General features: G+C 39.6%; 21 protein-coding genes and 2 pseudogenes. All 23 read left to right on the forward strand.

The window, feature by feature from the left end; all coding sequences use genetic code 11:
* The first annotated feature begins 1 nt into the window (after position 1).
* The 23 genes and pseudogenes from efeB to CBI42_RS01995 all read left to right on the forward strand — a co-directional run bounded on the left by efeB (position 2) and on the right by CBI42_RS01995 (position 22,686).
* Entirely contained in the window at positions 2-1,216 is a 1,215-nt protein-coding gene (efeB, locus tag CBI42_RS01890) for an iron uptake transporter deferrochelatase/peroxidase subunit (RefSeq protein ID WP_094753102.1), read from the forward strand.
* A complete protein-coding gene (locus CBI42_RS01895) occupies positions 1,191-2,879 on the forward strand; it encodes an FTR1 family protein (protein WP_094753103.1) in 1,689 nt (562 codons plus the stop codon). Before efeB ends, CBI42_RS01895 begins: the two co-directional genes overlap by 26 nt.
* A complete protein-coding gene (gene tatC, locus CBI42_RS01900; RefSeq protein ID WP_049491768.1) occupies positions 2,880-3,611 on the forward strand; it encodes a twin-arginine translocase subunit TatC in 732 nt (243 codons plus the stop codon).
* Positions 3,595-3,765 (forward strand): twin-arginine translocase TatA/TatE family subunit, encoded by a 171-nt coding sequence (locus tag CBI42_RS01905; protein ID WP_049491767.1) that lies wholly within the window; start codon positions 3,595-3,597, stop codon positions 3,763-3,765. Before tatC ends, CBI42_RS01905 begins: the two co-directional genes overlap by 17 nt.
* Positions 3,766-4,102: 337 nt before the next feature.
* Entirely contained in the window at positions 4,103-4,810 is a 708-nt protein-coding gene (locus CBI42_RS01910; RefSeq protein ID WP_094753104.1) for an IspD/TarI family cytidylyltransferase, read from the forward strand.
* A 4-nt stretch (positions 4,811-4,814) separates the two neighbouring features.
* Positions 4,815-5,837 (forward strand): ribitol-5-phosphate dehydrogenase, encoded by a 1,023-nt coding sequence (locus CBI42_RS01915; protein WP_094753105.1) that lies wholly within the window; start codon positions 4,815-4,817, stop codon positions 5,835-5,837.
* A 16-nt stretch (positions 5,838-5,853) separates the two neighbouring features.
* The gene (locus CBI42_RS01920; protein WP_094753106.1) at positions 5,854-6,723 is read left to right on the forward strand and encodes a phosphotransferase family protein; all 870 of its coding nucleotides are present in this window, start codon (positions 5,854-5,856) and stop codon (positions 6,721-6,723) included.
* Complete coding sequence (locus CBI42_RS01925) at positions 6,713-7,591, forward strand: DMT family transporter (RefSeq protein WP_094753107.1); 879 nt, start codon at positions 6,713-6,715, stop codon at positions 7,589-7,591. The genes CBI42_RS01920 and CBI42_RS01925 overlap by 11 nt, the downstream gene beginning before the upstream one ends.
* An 11-nt stretch (positions 7,592-7,602) precedes the next feature.
* On the forward strand, positions 7,603-8,292 hold the full coding sequence (locus CBI42_RS01930) for a CTP--phosphocholine cytidylyltransferase (protein WP_020902399.1): 690 nt from the start codon (positions 7,603-7,605) through the stop codon (positions 8,290-8,292).
* 87 nt (positions 8,293-8,379) lie between these two features.
* Positions 8,380-9,228, forward strand: coding sequence for a DNA-processing protein DprA (gene dprA / locus CBI42_RS01935; protein WP_049491762.1), 849 nt, complete (start codon positions 8,380-8,382; stop codon positions 9,226-9,228).
* A 117-nt stretch (positions 9,229-9,345) separates the two neighbouring features.
* Positions 9,346-11,433: a type I DNA topoisomerase gene (gene topA, locus CBI42_RS01940; RefSeq protein ID WP_094753108.1), complete on the forward strand. Its 2,088-nt coding sequence runs from the start codon at positions 9,346-9,348 to the stop codon at positions 11,431-11,433.
* 104 nt (positions 11,434-11,537) lie between these two features.
* Positions 11,538-11,897 (forward strand): YbaN family protein, encoded by a 360-nt coding sequence (locus CBI42_RS01945; RefSeq protein ID WP_042751275.1) that lies wholly within the window; start codon positions 11,538-11,540, stop codon positions 11,895-11,897.
* Between the two features lie 92 nt (positions 11,898-11,989).
* Positions 11,990-12,622, forward strand: a complete 633-nt coding sequence (locus CBI42_RS01950) for a copper homeostasis protein CutC (RefSeq protein ID WP_094753109.1) — start codon at positions 11,990-11,992, stop codon at positions 12,620-12,622.
* Positions 12,623-12,665: 43 nt separating this feature from the next.
* Entirely contained in the window at positions 12,666-13,322 is a 657-nt protein-coding gene (locus CBI42_RS01955) for an MmcQ/YjbR family DNA-binding protein (RefSeq protein WP_094753110.1), read from the forward strand.
* Positions 13,323-13,636: 314 nt separating this feature from the next.
* Positions 13,637-15,199, forward strand: coding sequence for a 2-isopropylmalate synthase (locus CBI42_RS01960; RefSeq protein ID WP_094753111.1), 1,563 nt, complete (start codon positions 13,637-13,639; stop codon positions 15,197-15,199).
* An 11-nt stretch (positions 15,200-15,210) separates the two neighbouring features.
* Positions 15,211-16,248: a 3-isopropylmalate dehydrogenase gene (gene leuB, locus CBI42_RS01965; RefSeq protein WP_094753112.1), complete on the forward strand. Its 1,038-nt coding sequence runs from the start codon at positions 15,211-15,213 to the stop codon at positions 16,246-16,248.
* Positions 16,245-16,514 (forward strand): DUF1294 domain-containing protein, encoded by a 270-nt coding sequence (locus tag CBI42_RS01970; RefSeq protein WP_094753113.1) that lies wholly within the window; start codon positions 16,245-16,247, stop codon positions 16,512-16,514. The genes leuB and CBI42_RS01970 overlap by 4 nt, the downstream gene beginning before the upstream one ends.
* 3 nt (positions 16,515-16,517) lie before the next feature.
* Positions 16,518-17,900: a 3-isopropylmalate dehydratase large subunit gene (gene leuC / locus CBI42_RS01975; protein WP_094753114.1), complete on the forward strand. Its 1,383-nt coding sequence runs from the start codon at positions 16,518-16,520 to the stop codon at positions 17,898-17,900.
* A gap of 9 nt (positions 17,901-17,909) precedes the next feature.
* A complete protein-coding gene (leuD, locus tag CBI42_RS01980) occupies positions 17,910-18,503 on the forward strand; it encodes a 3-isopropylmalate dehydratase small subunit (RefSeq protein ID WP_000410640.1) in 594 nt (197 codons plus the stop codon).
* 29 nt (positions 18,504-18,532) lie between these two features.
* A complete protein-coding gene (locus CBI42_RS01985) occupies positions 18,533-19,312 on the forward strand; it encodes an L-threonylcarbamoyladenylate synthase (RefSeq protein ID WP_000160498.1) in 780 nt (259 codons plus the stop codon).
* A 163-nt stretch (positions 19,313-19,475) separates the two neighbouring features.
* Positions 19,476-20,520: pseudogene (locus tag CBI42_RS13460) on the forward strand (McrB family protein); the annotation flags it as partial.
* A gap of 212 nt (positions 20,521-20,732) precedes the next feature.
* Positions 20,733-21,383: pseudogene (locus CBI42_RS13465) on the forward strand (AAA family ATPase); the annotation flags it as partial.
* Complete coding sequence (locus CBI42_RS01995) at positions 21,370-22,686, forward strand: McrC family protein (RefSeq protein ID WP_179211350.1); 1,317 nt, start codon at positions 21,370-21,372, stop codon at positions 22,684-22,686. The pseudogene CBI42_RS13465 and the gene CBI42_RS01995, both read left to right, overlap by 14 nt.
* Positions 22,687-22,819 lie beyond the last annotated feature (133 nt).

Raw genomic sequence — 22,819 nt, forward strand, 5'->3', positions numbered from 1 at the left:
CATGACTGAAAAAGACGAAAAGTTTTTTGAGAAGAAAATGGACCGTCGAGAATTTCTAAAAAAAGCAGGGATTGGAGGGGCTGGTTTAGCACTAGGACTCTCTGGTGCTTCTGCTTTTTTCGCACCTAAGCTTGGGAATCAGGAAAAAATCTCGTACGGAAATGAAAAAATTGCTTTTTATGGCAAGCATCAAGCTGGGATTAGTACGCCCATGCAAAAAAATATCTATTTTGTCGTTTTGGACTTGCATACAACGGATAGAGATAAGATTATCCAGTTGTTCAAGGATTGGACGGATTATAGTGCTAAGTTGGTTGAGGGAGAGTTGGTCAAAAAAGATGGCCAGAATGCTCTCTTACCTCCTAACGATACTGGTGAGACAGTTGGGCTCAATCCTCATCGTTTGACGCTGACTTTTGGTGTGTCTGCAAGTTTCTTGAAAAAGATGAACTTGGAGAACAAGCGTCCTCAAGTGTTCAGGGATTTACCGCCTTTTCCTAAAGAGCAATTGCGTGAAAAATATACTGGTGGAGATATTGTAATTCAGGCTTGTGCAGATGATGAGCAAGTTGCCTTTCATGCTATTCGCAATCTCATCCGTAAGGGCAGAAATGCAGTGACCCTTCGTTGGAGTCAGTCTGGTTTTGCAGCAATCGGAGATCGAATGGAGACACCGCGTAACCTCTTTGGTTTTAAGGATGGAACAGCAAATCCAACCAAGGAGCAAGACTTTGACCGCGTTATCTGGGCTGATAGTAAGGACTGGATGGAAAATGGTTCTTATATGGCAGTTCGTCGGATTCAGATGTTTTTAGAGACCTGGGACCGCACTAGTCTTGAAGAACAAGAAAATACCTTTGGTCGTTACAAGGAAAGTGGTGCCCCCTTTGGTAAGAAGAACGAGTTTGATGAAGTGGATTTGAGTCTTTTGCCAGATGATTCGCATGTTCGTTTGGCTAAGGAAGTGGATAAGCCCCTTTTACGTCGTTCTTATTCTTACTCTGATGGAATTGATGAAAAGACTGGTCAGTTTGATACGGGCTTGCTCTTTATTTCTTTCCAAAAAGATCCTGATAACTTTGTTAAGGTTCAAACTAACCTAGGTGCTACTGATAAGATGAATGAATATATCACTCACATCGGTAGTGGACTCTTCGCTTGCTTTGGTGGTGTGGAGAAAGGAGGCTACATTGGTCAGAAATTATTGGAAGGCTAGAAGCTGGTTCTTGGTTTTAGCTTTGTTATTTTTAATTCTTTCCCCAGTAGATGCCCAAGAGAGTCTAAGTTCTTACTTTGTGAAAATCACAGATGCGTCCAAAGCGGTTAAAAATGGCAATCAGTCTGAAGCACAGAAACTCGTTGCAGAGATGGCATCAGATTTCGAAAGAGTAGAAAATAAGGATTCTGAGGCTGGTAAAGTCGTTAAGGAAAAGTTAGCTCAATCAGGAGAGATTACTGAAGACAAACTCACCGAAATTTCTGCAGCCCTATTAGCCTTTGAAAAAGAACAAAATCCTGTTGACTTAGATGCGGAAAAGGAAAAATTGGTCAACCGTCTAAGTCCTCGTTTTGAATCCTTGGAACAAGCCATTGCCTCCAAAGATTTGGAAAAGGTTCGTGAAGCTTTTAAGAAAATGAATTCCACTTGGACTATCAATGAAAGTGTGGTTCGTGACAATAGTACAGCCCATTATGGACGTGTTGAAACAGCTATCTCCTTCCTGCGTAGTAGCATGGAGACTGAGCCTACGGATTTTAATTCTATCCAGACTTCCTTTGAGGACTTAAAAAAGGCTATAGATGATTTTGTAACAGGAAAAGAAGTCGTAGCAACATCTTCTGATTTGACTCTCAAAGATGGCATTGCCCTTTTGAAGAAGGCTTTGGAACAATTCCAAGCTGGTGACCAAGCATTAGGAGCAGCTAGTATGAAGGAATTTATTACTATCTGGCCAACGATTGAGGGTTCTGTTAGCACGACCAATCCTTCCCTCTATACACGAGTGGAGAGGGAAAGCCCTGTGATTATGGTCAAGGGAAGTGAGAAGGATTACCAAGAAAAATTAGAAAAACTGATTGCAGATTTATCACAAATTGATACTAGCGCACGTTACAATGCCTTTGATGCTATGCTGATCCTCTTGAGAGAAGGAGTAGAAGCTCTCTTAATCGTTATGACCTTGGTGACAACCTTGAAAGCAGCAAAGTTGCGAAAAGGCCTCAAGTGGGTTTATGGTGGTGCTATCACAGGAATCATGGCCAGTCTGGTCATTGCTTTCATCCTGCAAACTGCCTTTCCAGCAGTTACATCAGGCTCCAATCGTGAAATCATCGAAGGAGCAGTTGGGATTTTTGCGGTAGCTATGATGATTGTGATTGGAATCTGGCTCCATAGCAAATCCTCAGTCAAAAAATGGAATGCTTTTATGGAGTCACAAATGGAAACAGTGACCAAAACAGGCTCTTTTATTTCCATGTTTGCCCTCAGTTTTCTAGCTGTTTTCCGTGAGGGAGCAGAAACCATTCTCTTTTATGTTGGGATTTCACCAAGAATTTCCAGCTTTGAGTTTGTCTTGGGGATTTCACTTGCCTTGCTGGTTCTGATAATTATTGCCCTTGTGATGAACAAGGCCAGTCAATTTTTCCTGCCACATAAGGTTTTCTTTATCCTGACTTGGATGATTTATGCCCTAGCCTTCAAGATGCTGGGAGTTAGTGTCCATGCTCTTCAGTTGACCAATATGGCTCCTAACCACTTGCTGACAGGATTTCCAACAATCGACCTTCTTGGAATTTATCCAAGTTGGGAAGGCTTGGTCAGTCAGCTAATCTTTGTTGTTATCGTTTTGATTGTCACTTTCAGACAGGGTGAAGAATAGATGGATAGAAAAGAATTGACAATCGTTGAACATCTGGTAGAATTTAGAAAGAGATTATTGGCAGTGGTCATTTGTTTCTTTTTGGTATTCTGTGTTTCTCTGCTTTTTGCAGACCAGATTTATCAGTATGTGACCCAATCTTTTCAGCAAAAGTTGATTGTTTTAGGTCCTAATGATATTTTATGGATATACATACGTTTGGCTAGTCTGATGGCCTTTACCATCACCCTACCTTATACAGTTTATCATATTTGGTCTTTCATCAAACCTGGTTTAAGAAAGGAAGAAGCTAGAGCAATTTTTGCCTATATTCCAGCTAGTTTCCTTTGTTTTCTAGTTGGACTGGCTTTTGGTTTTTACTTTGTAACACCAGCCTTACTTCAGGTTTTATTAGGGCTAGGAGAAGGACTATTTGAAACACAGTTAACAGCTCAAAATTATCTGTCCTTTGTTTTTCAAACGACTTTGCCCTTGGCTCTGATTTTTGAATTGCCAGTTATCATTGCCTTTTTGACGTCAATTGGACTCATTGGACCAGAATTATTGATTGCTTATCGCCGATATGCTTATTTTATTTTATTGGTACTCGCAGTCATCTTGACACCAGCTGACTTTGTCAGCGATTTGGCAATGACTGCCCCCTTGATTTTACTCTATGAATTAAGTATTTCCATCAGCAAACACATTATGAAACGCAAGCAGAAAGGAGAGAGAAATGGGAATCTTACGTGATATCGGAGCACCAGGATTGATTATTATCGTTTTAGGAGCTCTCATGATCTTCGGACCAAAGCGATTGCCTGAACTAGGAGAGTCAATCGGTAAAATGCTGTCTGAATTTAAAAAAGCAGTTAAAGGAACTGAAAATCAAGATAAGGAAGAGTAAGACTGGTGAGTTTTACTAAAAAATAAAAAGTTAGGAAGTGTGTCTCTATCGGACAATTTATTATTTCCTAGCTTTTTCTTGTATTAAGAAAATATAAATTTAAGCTTTCTTTAAGAAAACTATATTATTCTGAAGAACTCTAAAATTTCACAGCCATTTATTAGTAATGACTATTGAATTCCTAGTCACTACTAGAAATGGACTAGTTTCTTTGAATAATGGAACTGCTTAATCCTCCTATTCTAGAACGGGATGACTAGTATTTCTTTTATGATAGGACTAGATTGTGGTATAATAGAGAGAATAAGTTTTTTTAGTAAGACAAAGGAGAAAATAGATGATTTATGCAGGAATTCTTGCCGGTGGAACTGGCACACGCATGGGAATCAGTAACTTGCCAAAACAATTTTTAGAACTAGGTGATCAACCTATTTTGATTCATACAATTGAAAAATTTGTCTTGGAACCAAGTATTGAAAAAATTGTAGTTGGGGTTCATGGAGACTGGGTTTCTCATGCAGAAGATCTTGTAGATAAATATCTTCCTTTTCATAAGGAACGTATCATCATTACCAAGGGTGGTGCTGACCGTAATACAAGTATTGAGAAAATCATTGAAGCTATTGATGCTTATCGTCCGCTTACTCCAGAGGATATCGTTGTTACCCACGATTCTGTTCGTCCATTTATTACACTTCGCATGATTCAGGACAATATCCAACTTGCCCAAAATCATGACGCAGTGGACACAGTGGTAGAAGCGGTTGATACTATCGTTGAAAGTACCAATGGTCAATTCATTACAGATATTCCAAATCGTGCTCACCTTTATCAAGGACAAACACCTCAAACATTCCGTTGCAAGGACTTCATGGACCTTTACGGTTCTCTCTCTGCTGAAGAGAAGGAAATCTTGACAGATGCATGTAAAATTTTTGTGATCAAGGGAAAAGATGTGGCCTTGGCCAAGGGTGAATATTCAAATCTAAAAATTACAACAGTAACAGATTTGAAGATTGCAAAAAGTATGATTGAGAAAGACTAGTAAAATGATTAATCAAATTTATCAACTAACTAAGCCTAAGTTTATCAATGTCAAATACCAGGAAGAGGCTATTGACCAAGAGAATCATATCCTCATCCGTCCTAATTACATGGCGGTCTGTCATGCGGATCAGCGTTACTACCAAGGAAAACGTGATCCAAAGATTTTGAATAAAAAACTTCCAATGGCAATGATTCACGAGTCATGTGGAACCGTTATTTCTGATCCGACAGGAACTTATGAGGTTGGTCAAAAGGTTGTTATGATTCCTAATCAGCCTCCTATGCAGAGTGATGAAGAATTCTATGAGAACTACATGACAGGGACTCATTTCTTATCTAGTGGCTTTGATGGCTTTATGAGAGAGTTTGTTTCTCTCCCTAAAGATCGTGTGGTGGCTTATGATGATATTGAAGACACGGTTGCAGCCATTACAGAGTTTGTCAGTGTCGGCATGCACGCTATGAAGCGTCTATTGACCCTTGCTCATAGCAAGCGGGACCGAATCGCTGTTATCGGAGATGGAAGTTTAGCTTTTGTGGTTGCCAATATTATCAACTATACTTTGCCAGAAGCAGAGATTGTGGTTATTGGTCGTCATTGGGAAAAGTTGGAACTTTTCTCATTTGCCAAAGAATGCTATATTACTGATAATATTCCTGAAGATTTGGCCTTTGACCATGCTTTTGAGTGTTGTGGTGGTGATGGTACTGGACCAGCTATTAATGATTTGGTTCGCTATATTCGTCCTCAGGGAACGATTCTTATGATGGGAGTTAGTGAGTATAAAGTCAATCTCAATACACGCGATGCCTTAGAAAAAGGCTTGCTCTTGGTTGGGTCCTCTCGTTCTGGTCGCATTGATTTTGAAAATGCAATCCAAATGATGGAAGTCAAGAAATTTGCCAATCGTCTTAAAAATATCCTTTATCTAGAAGAACCTGTAAGAGAAATTAAAGATATTCACCGTGTCTTTGCGACCGATTTAAACACAGCCTTTAAAACAGTGTTTAAGTGGGAAGTATAAGTGCTGGAGGTTAATTGTGGAGAAAATCATTAAAGAAAAAATTTCTTCCTTACTTAGCCAAGAAGAGGAAGTCCTCAGTGTTGAACAACTGGGGGGAATGACCAATCAAAACTATTTGGCCAAAACAACAAATAGGCAGTACATTGTTAAGTTCTTTGGTAAAGGGACTGAAAAATTGATCAATCGTCAAGATGAAAAGTACAATCTTGAACTACTTAAAGATTTAGACCTAGATGTCAAAAATTATCTTTTTGATATTGAAGCTGGTATCAAAGTTAATGAGTATATCGAATCTGCTATTACGCTGGATTCAACTACAATCAAGAACAAGTTTGATAAAATTGCTCCAATTTTACAAACCATTCATGCTTCTGGCAAGGAATTAAGAGGAGAATTTGCTCCTTTTGAAGAAATCAAAAAATACGAATCCTTGATTGAGGAAAAAATCCCTTATGCTAACTATGAAGCTGTTCGAGAAGAAGTCTTCTCTTTAGAGAAAAGACTGGCTGCCTTAGGTGTTGACAGAAAATCTTGTCATATCGATTTGGTGCCTGAAAACTTTATCGAATCACCTCAAGGACATCTATATCTGATTGACTGGGAATATTCATCAATGAATGATCCAATGTGGGATTTGGCTGCCCTCTTTTTAGAGTCTGAATTCACTCCTAAGGAGGAAGAAGCCTTCTTGTCTCACTATGAGAGTGAGCAAACACCTGTCTCTCGTGAAAAGATTGCTATTTATAAAATTTTACAAGATACTATTTGGAGTCTATGGACAGTCTATAAAGAAGAGCAAGGTGCAGATTTTGGTGACTATGGTGTGAATCGTTACCAGAGAGCTGTTAAAGGTTTGTCCTATTATGGAGGTTCAGATGAAAAATAAAAATGGAGTTTCTTTTGGTCTACTCTCAGGTGTTTTCTGGGGTTTAGGTCTAACAATTAGCGCTTATATCTTTTCAATTTTTACAGATTTGTCGCCCTTTGTGGTGGCCGCCGCTCATGATTTCTTGAGTATCTTTATCTTACTAGCTTTTCTTTTAGTAAAAGAAGGAAAAGTTCGTCTCTCGATTTTCTTAAATATTCGCAATGTTAGTGTAATCATCGGAGCCTTGTTAGCAGGTCCTATCGGTATGCAGGCCAATCTTTATGCAGTTAAGTATATCGGAAGTTCCTTAGCTTCATCTGTATCGGCTATTTACCCTGCAATTTCAGTTTTATTGGCTTTCTTCTTTTTGAAGCATAAGATTTCGAAAAATACTGTGTTTGGGATTGTCTTGATTATTGGAGGGATTATTGCTCAGACCTATAAGGTTGAACAGGTTAATTCCTTCTACATTGGCATTCTCTGTGCTTTGATTTGTGCTATTGCATGGGGTAGTGAGAGTGTTCTTAGCTCCTTTGCTATGGAAAGTGAATTAAGTGAAATCGAAGCACTCTTAATCCGTCAAGTGACTTCATTCTTGTCCTATCTTGTGATTGTACTCTTCTCTCATCAATCATTTTCAGAAGTGGCCAATGGCCAATTGCTAGGTCTTATGATTGTCTTTGCAGCCTTTGATATGATTTCCTACTTGGCTTATTATATCGCTATCAATCGCTTGCAACCAGCCAAGGCTACAGGCTTGAATGTGAGCTATGTAGTATGGACAGTCTTGTTTGCAGTTGTTTTCTTGGGTGCACCGCTAGATATGCTGACAATTATTACGTCACTTGTCGTCATTGCTGGAGTTTATATTATTATTAAAGAATAAAGGAGATTCGTGTGAAAGCCATCATCTTAGCAGCGGGATTGGGAACTCGCTTGCGTCCTATGACTGAAAATACCCCTAAAGCCTTGGTTCAGGTTAATCAAAAACCTTTGATTGAATACCAAATTGAGTTTTTAAAAGAAAAAGGTATCCATGATATCATCATCATTGTTGGTTACCTTAAAGAACAATTTGATTACTTAAAAGAAAAATATGGTGTTCGCCTCGTTTTCAATGATAAATACGCTGACTACAATAACTTTTACTCTCTCTATCTTGTAAAAGAAGAATTAGCTAACAGTTATGTTATTGATGCTGACAATTATCTCTTTAAAAATATGTTCCGCAATGATTTGACACGTTCTACTTATTTTAGTGTTTATCGTGAAGATTGTACCAACGAATGGTTCTTAGTCTATGGCGATGACTACAAGGTTCAAGACATTATTGTTGATAGCAAAGCTGGTCGTATCCTGAGTGGTGTATCCTTCTGGGATGCTCCAACTGCAGAAAAGATTGTCAGCTTTATCGACAAGGCTTATGCAAGTGGTGAATTTGTTGACCTCTATTGGGATAATATGGTTAAGGATAATATCAAAGAACTAGATGTCTATGTTGAAGAATTAGAAGGCAACAGCATCTATGAAATTGACAGTGTCCAAGATTATCATAAATTGGAAGAAATTCTTAAAAACGAAAATTAAAGATTCCAACATCTGGCTGAAATAGTCGGATGTTTTTTGATTTTTTTACGAATAAATAGATGAGTAGAAAAAGAAATGGAGATATTTATGAAAATCACAAACTATGAAATCTATAAGTTAAAAAAATCAGGTTTGACCAATCAACAGATTTTGAATGTCCTAGAATACGGTGAAAATGTTGATCAAGAACTGTTGTTAGGTGATATTGCAGATATATCAGGTTGCCGAAATCCAGCTGTTTTTATGGAACGTTATTTTCAGATAGATGATGCGCATTTGGAGAAAGAATTTCAAAAATTTCAATCTTTCTCTATTTTAGATGACTGTTACCCTTGGGATTTGAGTGAAATATATGATGCGCCTGTACTTTTATTTTACAAGGGAAATCTGGATCTCTTGAAATTTCCTAAGGTAGCAGTCGTAGGAAGTCGTGCTTGTAGCAAACAGGGAGCTAAGTCAGTTGAAAAAGTCATTCAGGGCTTGGAAAATGAACTGGTTATCGTCAGTGGACTAGCCAGGGGCATTGACACAGCAGCGCATATGGCAGCTCTTCAGAATGGCGGAAAAACCATTGCAGTGATTGGAACAGGACTGGATGTGTTTTATCCTAAAGCTAATAAACGCTTGCAAGACTACATCGGCAATGACCATCTGGTTCTCAGTGAGTATGGACCTGGTGAACAACCTCTAAAATTTCATTTTCCTGCCCGTAATCGCATCATTGCTGGACTTTGTCGTGGTGTGATTGTAGCAGAGGCTAAGATGCGTTCAGGTAGTCTCATTACCTGTGAGAGGGCAATGGAAGAAGGACGCGATGTTTTTGCTATACCTGGTAGCATTTTAGATGGACTATCTGATGGATGTCATCATTTGATTCAAGAAGGAGCAAAATTGGTCACCAGTGGGCAAGATGTTCTTGCGGAATTTGAATTTTAAGACGAAATTTTGCTTTTTAAACCAACTTTTCTTCTATATATAGGAGCTAAGTCTTGACAGTTATGGCAAAATGGTTTACACTTTATAAAGTTTATTACTTTGAAAAGGTGTGATACTGTGGCTACGGCAACAAAAAAGAAAAAATCAACAGTTAAAAAAAATCTAGTAATCGTGGAGTCGCCTGCTAAGGCCAAGACGATTGAAAAATATCTCGGCAGAAACTACAAGGTTTTAGCCAGCGTCGGCCATATCCGTGATTTGAAGAAATCTAGTATGTCCGTCGATATTGAAAATAATTATGAACCGCAATATATCAATATCCGAGGAAAAGGTCCTCTTATCAATGACTTGAAAAAAGAAGCTAAAAAAGCTAATAAAGTCTTTCTGGCGAGTGACCCGGACCGTGAAGGAGAAGCGATTTCTTGGCATTTGGCTCATATTCTCAACTTGGATGAAAATGATGCCAACCGTGTGGTCTTCAATGAAATCACCAAGGATGCAGTCAAAAATGCTTTTAAAGAACCGCGCAAGATTGATATGGACTTGGTAGATGCCCAACAAGCTCGTCGTGTTTTGGACCGCTTGGTAGGCTATTCGATTTCGCCTATTTTGTGGAAGAAGGTCAAGAAAGGCTTGTCAGCAGGGCGCGTACAGTCCATTGCCCTTAAACTCATCATTGACCGTGAGAATGAAATCAACGCCTTCCAGCCTGAAGAATTCTGGACAATTGATGGTGTCTTTAAGAAGGGAACCAAGCAATTTCAGGCTTCCTTCTATGGAGTAGATGGTAAAAAGCTAAAACTGACTAGTAATGATGAGGTCAAGGAAGTCTTATCTCGTCTGACTAGTAAAGATTTTTCAGTAGATCAGGTGGATAAGAAAGAGCGCAAACGCAATGCTCCATTACCCTATACCACTTCATCTATGCAGATGGATGCTGCCAATAAAATCAATTTCCGTACTCGAAAAACCATGATGGTTGCCCAACAGCTCTATGAAGGAATTAATATCGGTTCTGGTGTTCAAGGTTTGATTACCTATATGCGTACCGATTCGACTCGTATCAGTCCTGTAGCGCAGAATGAAGCAGCAAGTTTCATCACGGACCGTTTTGGTAGCAAGTATTCTAAGCATGGTAGCAAGGTCAAAAATGCTTCAGGAGCTCAGGATGCCCACGAGGCTATTCGTCCGTCTAGTGTCTTTAATACACCTGAAAGCATCGCTAAGTATCTGGACAAGGACCAGCTCAAGCTCTATACCCTTATCTGGAATCGTTTTGTAGCTAGCCAGATGACAGCTGCTGTCTTTGATACCATAGCTGTTAAATTGTCTCAAAATGGAGTTCAATTTGCTGCAAATGGTAGTCAGGTTAAGTTTGATGGTTATCTTGCCATTTATAATGATTCTGACAAGAATAAGATGTTACCAGATATGGCTGTGGGAGATGTGGTCAAACAGGTCAATAGCAAACCAGAGCAACATTTCACCCAACCACCTGCCCGTTATTCTGAAGCGACCCTTATCAAGACCTTGGAGGAAAATGGAGTTGGACGTCCGTCAACCTACGCGCCAACCATTGAAACCATTCAGAAACGTTATTATGTTCGTCTTGCAGCCAAACGTTTTGAACCGACAGAGTTGGGGGAAATTGTCAACAAGCTCATCGTTGAATATTTCCCAGATATCGTAAACGTAACCTTTACAGCTGAAATGGAAGGCAAGCTGGATGATGTCGAAGTCGGAAAAGAGCAGTGGCAACGTGTTATAGACTCCTTTTACAAACCATTCTCTAAAGAAGTGGCCAAGGCTGAAGAAGAAATGGAAAAAATCCAGATCAAGGATGAACCAGCTGGATTTGATTGTGAAGTGTGTGGCAGTCCAATGGTTATTAAACTTGGTCGTTTTGGTAAGTTCTACGCTTGTAGCAATTTCCCAGATTGCCGTCATACCCAAGCAATCGTGAAAGAGATTGGTGTTGAGTGTCCAAGTTGTCATCAGGGACAAATCATTGAGCGTAAAACCAAACGTAACCGCCTCTTCTATGGTTGCAATCGCTATCCAGACTGTGAATTTACCTCTTGGGACAAGCCTGTTGGTCGTGACTGTCCAAAATGTGGCAACTTCCTCATGGAGAAAAAAGTCCGTGGTGGTGGCAAGCAGGTTGTATGTAGTAATGGCGACTACGAAGAAGAAAAGATTAAATAAGAGGAGAGTCCTGAAAGTTAATTTCAGGCTCTTTTGGTTAGAACTTGACAAAATTCACCATTGTATGCGAAACTAGAAGAAGATTATTTTAACTAGGAGAAGTTATGCGTATTATTTATCTGATAATTGGTTTTTTATCACTGGTCTTGGCTATTGTTGGGGTTGTTTTACCCTTGTTGCCTACAACGCCTTTTCTTTTGTTGTCTATTGCTTGTTTCTCAAGAAGTTCCAAGCGCTTCGAAGATTGGCTTTATCATACCAAGCTCTATCAAGCATATGTAGCTGATTTTCGCGAGACCAAGTCCATTGCGCGTGAACGAAAGAAAAAAATCATCGTATCTATCTACATCTTGATGGGAATTTCCATTTATTTTGCCCCTCTTTTACCAGTAAAAATCGGTCTGGGAGCTTTGACCATCTTTATCACCTATTATCTCTTCAAGGTCATTCCAGACAAAGAATAGTTAAAATAGTAGTTATTTGCCTTGATAAAATTGAAAGCATATTTACAATAATATGATATAATAAATTCAAAGTAATAATCAAGGAGAATCAAATGATCTACGAATTTTGTGCTGAAAATGTGACCTTGCTTGAAAAAGCGATGCAGGCTGGAGCTCGAAGGATTGAACTTTGTGACAATCTAGCAGTTGGTGGGACAACACCCAGCTACGGAGTGACCAAGGCAGCAGTTGAATTGGCAACCAACTACGATACGACCATTATGACCATGATTCGTCCCCGTGGTGGCGACTTTGTCTATAATGATATGGAAATTGCTATCATGCTAGAAGATATTCGATTAACTGCTCAGGCTGGAAGTCAAGGGGTTGTATTTGGTGCTTTAACTGCTGATAAGAAGTTGGATAAGGCTAATATTGAGAAGCTGATTGCCGCATCAAAAGGAATGGAAATTGTCTTCCACATGGCCTTTGATGAATTGAGTGATGAAGACCAGTTAGAAGCCATTGACTGGCTCAACCAAGCTGGTGTAACCCGTATCTTAACTCGTGCTGGAGTATCTGGTGACTCGCTAGACAAACGTTTTGCTCACTATCACAGAATTTTGGAACATGCTAAAGGTAAAATTGAAATTCTACCAGGTGGGGGGATTGACTTGGACAATCGTCAAACCTTTATCGACCAGTTGGGTGTGACACAATTGCATGGAACCAAGGTTGTCTTTTAAAAAATAGAAAGGAACTGCTAGCTTTGGGTAGCAGTTTTCACTTATGTTTGAAATTTTTAAATCCTATCAGTTTAATCAAGAAAAGGCTCGTGCCTATGGTTTTGTAGAAAATTGGGAAGTCTGGACCTATAGTTGCCAGATTTTGCAGGGTGACTTTGTCATGACAGTCTCCATCACTACTGATAATGTGAGTTTTCAGGTCTTTGACCGGGAAACGGGCGATCTCTATCCTCAAGTCCATATGGAAAGCATGAGGGGAAGTTTTGTAGGAAGTGTCCGTGAGGCTTGTTTGGATATTCTTTACCAGATACGGAAGACTTGTTTTGATGTTCAGGATTATATCTGTCCTCAGACTAAGCGTATTATGGCTCAGGTTCAGGAAAAGTATGGAAATCAGTTGGAGTATCTGTGGGAGAAATCTTCTGATACAGCAGTATTACGTCATGAAGGGAATCAAAAGTGGTATGCCGTCTTGATGAGAATCTCTTGGGATAAGTTGGAAAAGGGTAGAGAAGGATTAGTGGAAGCAGTCAATCTCAAACACGATCAAGTAGTGGACTTGCTTTCAGAAAAGGGAATTTATCCAGCCTTTCATATGAACAAACGCTACTGGATTAGTGTGGCTTTTGATGATACTTTGTCAGATGAAATGGTCCTGGAATTGATAGAAAAAAGTTGGAGCTTAACCTCTAAAAAATGAAATATTTCAAGGATTTTCAAGAACTTTCAATTAGCGAAATATTCTTTACTGAAGAAATTTTCAGAAAATATTGGATTTTTTCTTGACAAGTGCTTTTGCCTATGCTAAAATACTAAACAAGATATCAAACGAAGGAGAAAGTCAAACATGAAAACAGCTAAGTTTAATCAATTTGCTTTGTTGTTGAGGTACTCGGGCTAGTGCAAAAAGCATTAGTCCTGTTTGGCTTACCAAGCGGGAGTAAATCAACATCTCGCTTGGACTTCTAAGCGAGATGTTTTTTTAAAAACCACATTTGGAAAAGGGGAAATCTTATGAGAACAGTTGAATTTCTAGATACCAGCCTTCGGGATGGAGAGCAGACACCGGGTGTTAACTTTTCAATCAAAGAAAAAATTGCCATAGCAAGGCAGCTGGAGAAATGGGGCATTTCGGCCATTGAAGCAGGTTTTCCAGCGGCTAGCCCAGACTCATTTACGGCAGTTCAGGAGATTGCTAAGGTTTTGAAGAAAACAGCGGTGACTGGTTTGGCCCGCTCTGTCAAGTCTGATATTGATGCTTGTTACGAGGCCCTCAAGGACGCCAAGTATCCACAAGTTCACGTTTTTATTGCTACCAGTCCCATTCACCGCAAGTATAAGCTCAATAAGAGTAAAGAAGAGATTTTGGAAGCTATCAAGGAGCATGTTTCTTATGCTCGTTCTAAGTTTGAAGTGGTCGAATTCTCTCCTGAAGATGCAACTAGAACAGAGTTGGATTTCCTCTTGCAAGTTGTTCAAACAGCTGTCGACGCAGGGGCGTCTTATATCAATATCCCTGACACAGTAGGATTTACTACGCCAGAGGAATACGGCGCTATCTTCAAACACCTGATTGAGAATGTCAAGACAAATCATCAGATTGTCTATTCGCCACACTGCCACGATGACCTCGGAATGGCAGTGGCAAATAGCCTTGCTGCCGTCAAGAATGGGGCGGGACGTGTTGAAGGAACTATCAACGGTATTGGTGAGAGAGCTGGAAATGCTGCTTTGGAAGAAATTGCAGTAGCCCTCAATATTCGCCAAGATTACTACCAAGCAGAAACCAGTATTGTCCTAAATGAGACTATCAATACGTCAGAAATGGTTTCACGTTTCTCAGGAATTCCAGTTCCTAAAAACAAGGCTGTGGTTGGTGGCAATGCTTTTTCTCATGAATCTGGTATTCACCAAGACGGAGTCCTTAAAAATCCTCTTACCTATGAAATAATCACTCCTGAATTGGTCGGTGTCAAGAGTAATAGCCTTCCACTTGGAAAATTGTCAGGTCGCCATGCCTTTGTTGAAAAACTAAGAGAATTGGCCCTAGACTTTTCAGAAGAGGACATCAAACCACTCTTTGCTAAGTTCAAGGCACTGGCTGATAAGAAACAAGAAATCACAGATGCAGATATTCGCGCTCTAGTAGCAGGAACCATGGTTGAAAATCCAGAAGGCTTCCACTTTGATGATTTACAACTACAAACCCATGCGGAAAATGACATCGAAGCGCTTGTTAGCCTAGCCAATATGGATGGTGAAAAAGTCGAATTTAATGCGACAGGACAAGGATCTGTTGAGGCTATCTTTAACGCTATTGATAAGTTCTTCAATCAATCTGTTCGCTTGGTGTCCTACACTATCGATGCGGTGACGGATGGAATCGATGCCCAGGCTCGGGTATTAGTCACTGTTGAAAACAGAGATACAGAAACCATCTTTAATGCAGCAGGGCTTGATTTCGATGTACTGAAAGCATCTGCTATTGCCTACATCAATGCTAATACCTTTGTTCAAAAAGAGAATGCTGGTGAGATGGGACGTAGCGTTTCCTATCGCGATATGCCTAGTGTGTAAAGGAGAATGCTATGACAAAGAAAATAGTAGCTCTAGCAGGGGATGGAATCGGCCCAGAAATCATGGAGGCTGGTTTAGAGGTTCTGGAAGCCCTAGCTGAAAAAACAGGTTTTGACTATGAGATTGATAGACGACCTTTTGGAGGTGCAGGTATCGATGCTGCAGGGCATCCCTTACCTGATGAAACCCTTAAGGTATGTCGTGAAGCAGATGCCATTCTCCTAGCGGCTATCGGTAGTCCTCGGTATGATGGAGCAGCAGTTCGGCCTGAACAAGGCTTGTTGGCTCTCCGTAAGGAACTCAATCTCTATGCCAATATTCGCCCTGTAAAAATCTTTGACAGTCTCAAGCATTTGTCACCACTAAAACCAGAACGAATTGCTGGGGTGGACTTTGTCGTTGTGCGGGAGTTGACAGGCGGGATTTACTTTGGGGATCATATTCTTGAAGAAAGAAAAGCGCGTGATATCAACGACTATAGCTACGAGGAAGTGGAGCGGATTATTCGCAAATCTTTTGATATTGCAAGAAGTCGGAGAAAAATCCTTACCAGCATCGATAAGCAAAATGTGTTGGCAACATCAAAACTCTGGAGGAAAGTAGCTGAGAAGGTCGCACAAGATTTCCCAGATGTGACCTTGGAACATCAGCTGGTGGACTCAGCTGCCATGATCATGATTACCAATCCTGCTAAGTTTGATGTCATCGTGACAGAAAATCTTTTCGGAGATATTCTCTCGGATGAATCAAGCGTCCTATCTGGCACACTTGGAGTTATGCCATCAGCCAGTCATTCTGAAAAAGGTCCAAGTCTTTATGAACCTATTCACGGTTCAGCTCCTGATATTGCAGGTCAAGGAATTGCCAATCCTATCTCCATGATTTTATCAGTGGCCATGATGTTGAGAGACAGTTTTGGACGTTATGAGGATGCGGAACGTATCGAGCGTGCTGTTGAGGAAAGTTTGGCAGCTGGTGTTTTAACAAGAGATATAGGTGGACAGGCTTCGACCAAGGAAATGACGGAAGCTATTATTGCAAGGTTATGAAGTTAGACGAAAAAAATACTTTAGTCCTTTTGATTTGGAATGTCATGGTTTTCTTGATTTATGGCATTGACAAATCTAAGGCAAGGAGAAGAGTTTGGCGCATCCCAGAGAAAATTTTACTCATTTTAGCCTTTACTTGTGGTGGTTTTGGAGCTTGGCTAGCAGGAATCACCTTTCATCACAAGACTAGAAAATGGTACTTTAAAACGGTTTGGCTTCTCGGGATGGTGACCACACTAGTAGTTTTATATGTTATTTGGAGGTAATGGATGGCAGGAAAATCGATTTTTGATAAATTATGGGACCGTCATGTCATCACAGGAGAAGAGGGGCAGCCCCAACTCATGTACGTGGACCAGCATTATATCCACGAAGTGACCAGTCCTCAGGCCTTTCAAGGATTACGAGATGCAGGTCGTAGATTGAGACGACCAGACTTGACATTTGGAACCTTTGACCACAATGTCCCAACAGTCAATATCTATGATATTCGAGATGTGATTTCCAAGGCCCAAATTGATAAGCTTGCTGAAAATGTTGAGGAATTTGGGATCGAACATGCGGCCCACGGTTCTGAAAAGCAAGGTATTGTTCACATGGTTGGTCCAGAAACAGGACGGACCCAACCAGGGAAATTCATCGTATGTGGAGACAGTCATACAGCAACCCACGGGGCTTTCGGAGCTATCGCCTTTGGAATTGGGACCAGTGAGGTCGAGCATGTCTTTGCTACCCAAACCCTCTGGCAGGTCAAACCTAAGAAAATGCTGGTAGAATTCACTGGTGTTCCTCAAAAAGGAGTTTATTCTAAGGATTACATTCTTGCCTTAATTGCCAAGTACGGCGTTGCCTGTGGTGTTGGCTATGTGGTGGAATATCGAGGACAAGCGATTGATGCATTGAGCATGGAAGAGCGAATGACCATCTGCAATATGTCCATCGAGTTTGGCTCTAAGATGGGAATCATGAATCCGGATCAGACAACCTATGATTATCTCAAGGGACGGGAATGTGTTCCCGAAGCTTTTGAGGATGCGGTTGCTGACTGGAAGATGCTTGTCAGTGATGATGATGCCGTTTATGATAAGGTTATTCAGATGGATGTCTCAGACTTGGCTCCTATGGTAACATGGGGAACCAATCCTGCTATGGGGGTTGACTTTGACAGTAGATTCCCAGAAATTAAGGATATGAATGATGAGCGCGCATACAATTACATGGACTTGGAGCCTGGTCAAAAGCCAGCGGATATTGAACTAGGCTATATCTTTATTGGCTCATGTACCAATGCTCGTCTCAGTGACTTGCAGCTGGCTGCGCGATTTGTCAAAGGGAAGAAAATAGCTCCTAACTTAACGGCTATCGTGGTTCCAGGCTCTCGTCCTGTCAAACGAGCTGCTGAGAAGTTGGGCTTGGATAAGGTCTTTTTAGATGCTGGCTTTGAGTGGAGAGACCCAGGTTGCTCAATGTGCCTAGGGATGAATCCGGACAAGGTTCCTGATGGTGTCCACTGCGCCTCGACCAGTAACCGTAACTTTGAAGACAGACAAGGCTTTGGTGCTAAAACCCATCTCTGCAGTCCAGCCATGGCAGCTGCGGCAGCTATCGCAGGGCGCTTCGTAGATGTTCGGCAAATGCCAGAGGCCCAGTAAGGAGAGGATATGGAGAAATTTACAGTTTATACAGGAACGACCGTTCCTCTCATGAATGATAACATCGACACCGACCAAATCCTACCCAAGCAGTTTCTAAAGTTAATTGATAAAAAAGGCTTTGGTAAGTATCTCATGTATGCTTGGCGTTATCTGGACGATAACTACACTGAGGATCCAGATTTTGTCTTTAACCGACCTGAATATCGCAAAGCCAGTATTCTCATTTCAGGGGATAACTTTGGCGCAGGGTCTTCGAGGGAACACGCTGCTTGGGCTCTAGCAGACTACGGTTTTAAGGTCGTGATTGCAGGATCTTTCGGTGATATTCATTACAATAATGAACTCAATAATGGCATGTTGCCTATTGTTCAACCTAGAGAGGTTAGAGAGAAACTAGCCCAACTCAAACCGACCGATCAGGTAACTGTAGACTTGGAACAACAAAAAATCATCTCACCAGTTGGAGAATTCACTTTCGAAATCGATAGTGAATGGAAACACAAGCTCTTAAATGGTTTGGATGATATCGGTATCACTTTGCAGTATGAAGACTTGATTGCTGCTTATGAAAAACAACGACCAGCCTATTGGCAAGATTAGAAGAAAATTAGAAAAGGAAATATAGAACTATGACAAAACACATTCAATGGAACGGAACACTTTCACAAGAAGGCTATGACATTTTAAAAGGTGAGGGCGGATGTATCGTTTGCCCTACTAAAGTTGGTTACATTATCATGACCAGCGACAAGGCAGGACTTGAACGCAAGTTCGCAGCCAAAGAGCGTAACCGTAACAAGCCAGGTGTTGTACTTTGTGGTAGCATGGACGAGCTTCGAGCTTTAGCCCAACTTAACCCAGAAATTGAAGCCTTCTACCAAAAACATTGGGACGAAGACATTCTACTTGGTTGTATCCTTCCATGGAAACCAGAAGCTTTTGAAAAACTTAAAGCATATGGTGATGGCCGTGAAGAACTTATGACTGACGTGCGTGGTACAAGCTGTTTTGTCATCAAGTTTGGTAAAGCTGGTGAACAATTGGCTGCCAAACTTTGGGAAGAAGGTAAGATGGTTTACGCTTCATCTGCAAACCCATCTGGAAAAGGTAACCGTGGTAAGGTAGAAGGTATCGGAGAACGTATCGAAGGAGCAGTGGATCTTGTCATTGAAGCAGACGACTATGTGGCATCTATCCAACCTGACAAAACGATTGAAACTCGCTACGAGCAAGGTGTGATGGTGTCTATGGTTGATAAAGACGGCAAACTCATCCCAGAACAAGGAGGAGCACGTTCAACTTCACCAGCACCAGTTGTAATCCGTAAAGGACTGGATATTGATAAAATCATGATGCACCTGTCGGATACCTTTAACTCATGGGACTACCGTCAGGGAGAGTATTATTAAGATAAAAAAGAAGTCTAGTGTTAAGAGACATTACAGCTCATAATACTAGGCTTTTTTATAGAAATTCTTTTCTTTTTCTATAGAATATGGTATTCTATTTATAAAATATATGTTAATAAGTAATGCTAATATTTAAACATCATTAGTAAAAGGAGTTAGATTGATGAATAAAAGAAAAGTTAGTTTAGAAGATTTTTATAAATGGTATAGTCTAAATAAAGAAGAGTTATTAAATAAGGCAACTGCTGGTGAAAAGTTTAATGATAAATTAAAAGAAGAGTTTCTCCAGGAATGGCCTTTAGATAGGATTTTAACAATGTCAATCGATGAATATGTAATAGGAAAGGGACAGCAAAATAAGTCTTTGTGCTACGCTCTTGAGAAGGGAAAATACAAAAATCTATTTCTTGGAATTTCTGGTGGCTCAGCTTCAAAATTTGGTATTTATTGGAATAAAAAAACAAACAAATATAAAGATCAAGCTAATAATGAGATTTCAGAGTTGGATCAACGATTTTCAAAATTAAAATCAGATTTGTATGAAATTATCAAAGAAGGTATTCGTTTTAACTTTGAAAATCCTATTTTTGATATGAAAAGATCAACAAATGAATTTATTGGTCGTTCTGCTATGGTGACAAAATTACTTTGTATCTATTCTGAGGGAAATCCTTTCTTTGGTGTAAATATTAATAGTCAGAAAGAATTTTGGAGCCACTTTGTTTCTCAGACAAATCAAGGTGGCCCTTATCTGCAAAATCATAAAATAATTGAACTGGTGTCCAAAACTTATCCTGAGTTGGAGCCATCGAAATTAGGAACTATTCTTTTTGAGTATTCTAAGCTTTTTATGGAAAATAAGGAAGAAAATAGTACAATGGATTCATTAAACAATTTTCGTCATCAATTAACCCAATCTCTATTAAAGTCTCCAAACCTCATCCTTCGTGGTGCACCTGGTACAGGAAAAACACACCTTGCTATTGATATTGCAAACGAATTAACAGATGGTAATAAAGATCAAATCGGCTTTGTACAGTTTCACCCATCTTATGACTATACGGATTTTGTCGAGGGTTTGCGCCCAGTATCAAATGGGGATGGAGTTATCGAGTTTAAATTACAAGATGGTATTTTTAAGCAGTTTTGCCGAAAGGCTAAAGAAGCTCAGAAGACTGGAGGACAAGATAATTTTGATGAAACGTGGGCTAAGCTAACGGATGCTATCAATGAAAAGCAAGGACAATACTTCTTCTCTCGTAGTTCTGTTCCAGCCAGTCTAAACAGTCAAGGGAATGTGAAGTTTGATTCTCCTGTTGCTACCAAAGAAAAAGTGTATCTTTTGTACAAGGGTGAAGATACTAATTTAAAGTACGAAACTTATCAAAAAATTGTTTTGGATCACATGAAAGAAAGTTATGGATTATGTGATTATGTATCTCCAACGATTGACACAGACAAGAAATTCGTCTTCATCATCGATGAAATCAACCGTGGTGAGATTTCTAAGATTTTTGGAGAACTCTTTTTCTCAATTGATAAAGGCTATCGTGGTGAAAAGGGAAGTGTATCTACCCAATATGCTAATTTACATGAAACTGATGAGAAATTTTATATCCCTGAAAATGTCTATATTATCGGAACTATGAATGATATAGATAGATCTGTTGATACTTTTGATTTTGCTATGCGTCGTCGTTTCCGATTTGTTGAAGTTACGGCTGAAAGTCAACTTTATATTCTAGATAAAGAACTAGGTGAGTGTGCTGAAGAAGCTAAAACTAGACTAAGAAACTTGAATGCTGCTATTGAAAACGTTCAAGAATTAAACAGTCATTACCATATCGGACCAAGTTATTTCTGTGAGTTGCAGTATATAGATTTTGACTATGAATTACTCTGGTCTGATTATCTCAAACCACTTTTGGAAGATTATGTACGTGGTTCTTATGATGAAGCTGAAACTCTAGAAACATTGAAAAAAGCATTCGATCTGACAAAGAATGAGCAAAAAGATCAGACAGTAGCTGATGACAATGAAGGCGATGAAAACGATGATGCGGATCACTGATAATCAACACAAGATTGTTAAAGAAGAATTTGTTGAAGAATATCCTAAACTAAGCAATCTTCTTTTAGACAGAACCTTGGAAAGTCTATCCCAAGATGAACGTGTTTTCATTTTTCCAAATGATTTGAAGAATTCTCCTGACTTAGAAAAGGACCAAAAAATCTTTGAAACAGTTAATCAGGAAATCAAGACAGGAAATGTGATTGGTTTTCTGGGTTGTGGTCAGGAAAGATTAACGATTTCCTCTCGTTTTTCTGATGAGAGTAATGACCATTTTTTGCATTATCTCTTACACAAGGTTCTTCATATCAATCTCACTAGTTTAGATGTTGCTTTGTCTCGTGAAGAGAGGCTTTATCAACTTTTGATGTATCTCTTCCCCAAGTATCTACAAGCTGCTATTCAAAAAGGTCTTTATAAGGAATACCATCGATTTTCTCATAATGACAGTAATGTTAAGGGAGTGATTGATGTAAGAAACCATCTCAAGAAAAACCTTCCTTTCACGGGAAATATTGCCTACACAACGAGAGAGTTCACCTATGACAATCCCCTCATGCAGTTGGTCCGTCATACTATTGAATACATTAAGAACCAGAAAAGTATTGGTCAAGGGGTACTAGATAATCTCTCAACTAGTCGTGAAACCGTAGCTGAAATCGTGCGTGTAACGCCCTCTTATAAACTAGCTGATCGTGCTAAGATTATTTGGGGAAATCAATCTAAACCTATACGTCATGCATACTTTCACGAGTACAGAAAGTTACAAGAACTTTGTCTGATGATCCTAAACCAAGAAAAGCACGGCTTAGGGTATCAAGATCAAAAAATTCATGGTATTCTTTTTGATGTTGCCTGGCTTTGGGAAGAGTATGTTCATACCTTGTTGCCAAAAGATTTCATCCATCCACGGAATAAAGAAAAATTAGGTGGTATTTCGGTATTTTCTGTTGGGAAACGGAAAGTATATCCAGATTTTTATGATAGAGAACGAAAGATTGTTCTAGATGCTAAATATAAAAAACTAGAGTTCACTGAAAAAGGTATCAACCGTGAGGACTTATTCCAGCTGATTTCCTATTCTTATATTTTAAAAGCTGAGAAGGCTGGTCTTGTTTTTCCGAGCAAGGACAAGGTTGTTGATAATGAGATAGGAAAGCTAGTAGGTTATGGAGCTTTGTTGAAGAAATGGTCTATCCAAATTCCTCAGAAGTCTTCATCTTATCGTGAATTTTGTGAAATGCTGGAAAACTCCGAAGAAAGTTTTAAAAGGAATATTACTAAAGAAGTGGGGAGAAAATAATCTCTCCTTTCTTTTGTTATTTACACAATAAAAACCGAACGATATATTTTAATTTATAAAATAATTTGACAAAAACTGTACTTTAGTTTATAATAAATTAAGGAAACGTCGGAAAAGGCGTAGTGATGCGAGA

The sequence above is a fragment of the Streptococcus sp. KR genome (assembly GCF_002238115.1).
Classification (GTDB): domain Bacteria; phylum Bacillota; class Bacilli; order Lactobacillales; family Streptococcaceae; genus Streptococcus.

What these genes read in the sequence shown, in the direction of transcription:
- efeB (WP_094753102.1), top strand. Translation starts at nt 2, where the DNA reads ATGACTGAAAAAGACGAAAAGTTTTTTGAGAAGAAAATGGACCGTCGA.
- tatC (WP_049491768.1), top strand. Translation starts at nt 2,880, where the DNA reads ATGGATAGAAAAGAATTGACAATCGTTGAACATCTGGTAGAATTTAGA.
- CBI42_RS01905 (WP_049491767.1), top strand. Translation starts at nt 3,595, where the DNA reads ATGGGAATCTTACGTGATATCGGAGCACCAGGATTGATTATTATCGTT.
- CBI42_RS01910 (WP_094753104.1), top strand. Translation starts at nt 4,103, where the DNA reads ATGATTTATGCAGGAATTCTTGCCGGTGGAACTGGCACACGCATGGGA.
- CBI42_RS01915 (WP_094753105.1), top strand. Translation starts at nt 4,815, where the DNA reads ATGATTAATCAAATTTATCAACTAACTAAGCCTAAGTTTATCAATGTC.
- CBI42_RS01925 (WP_094753107.1), top strand. Translation starts at nt 6,713, where the DNA reads ATGAAAAATAAAAATGGAGTTTCTTTTGGTCTACTCTCAGGTGTTTTC.
- dprA (WP_049491762.1), top strand. Translation starts at nt 8,380, where the DNA reads ATGAAAATCACAAACTATGAAATCTATAAGTTAAAAAAATCAGGTTTG.
- CBI42_RS01945 (WP_042751275.1), top strand. Translation starts at nt 11,538, where the DNA reads ATGCGTATTATTTATCTGATAATTGGTTTTTTATCACTGGTCTTGGCT.
- CBI42_RS01950 (WP_094753109.1), top strand. Translation starts at nt 11,990, where the DNA reads ATGATCTACGAATTTTGTGCTGAAAATGTGACCTTGCTTGAAAAAGCG.
- CBI42_RS01955 (WP_094753110.1), top strand. Translation starts at nt 12,666, where the DNA reads ATGTTTGAAATTTTTAAATCCTATCAGTTTAATCAAGAAAAGGCTCGT.
- CBI42_RS01960 (WP_094753111.1), top strand. Translation starts at nt 13,637, where the DNA reads ATGAGAACAGTTGAATTTCTAGATACCAGCCTTCGGGATGGAGAGCAG.
- leuB (WP_094753112.1), top strand. Translation starts at nt 15,211, where the DNA reads ATGACAAAGAAAATAGTAGCTCTAGCAGGGGATGGAATCGGCCCAGAA.
- CBI42_RS01970 (WP_094753113.1), top strand. Translation starts at nt 16,245, where the DNA reads ATGAAGTTAGACGAAAAAAATACTTTAGTCCTTTTGATTTGGAATGTC.
- leuC (WP_094753114.1), top strand. Translation starts at nt 16,518, where the DNA reads ATGGCAGGAAAATCGATTTTTGATAAATTATGGGACCGTCATGTCATC.
- leuD (WP_000410640.1), top strand. Translation starts at nt 17,910, where the DNA reads ATGGAGAAATTTACAGTTTATACAGGAACGACCGTTCCTCTCATGAAT.
- CBI42_RS01985 (WP_000160498.1), top strand. Translation starts at nt 18,533, where the DNA reads ATGACAAAACACATTCAATGGAACGGAACACTTTCACAAGAAGGCTAT.
- CBI42_RS01995 (WP_179211350.1), top strand. Translation starts at nt 21,370, where the DNA reads ATGCGGATCACTGATAATCAACACAAGATTGTTAAAGAAGAATTTGTT.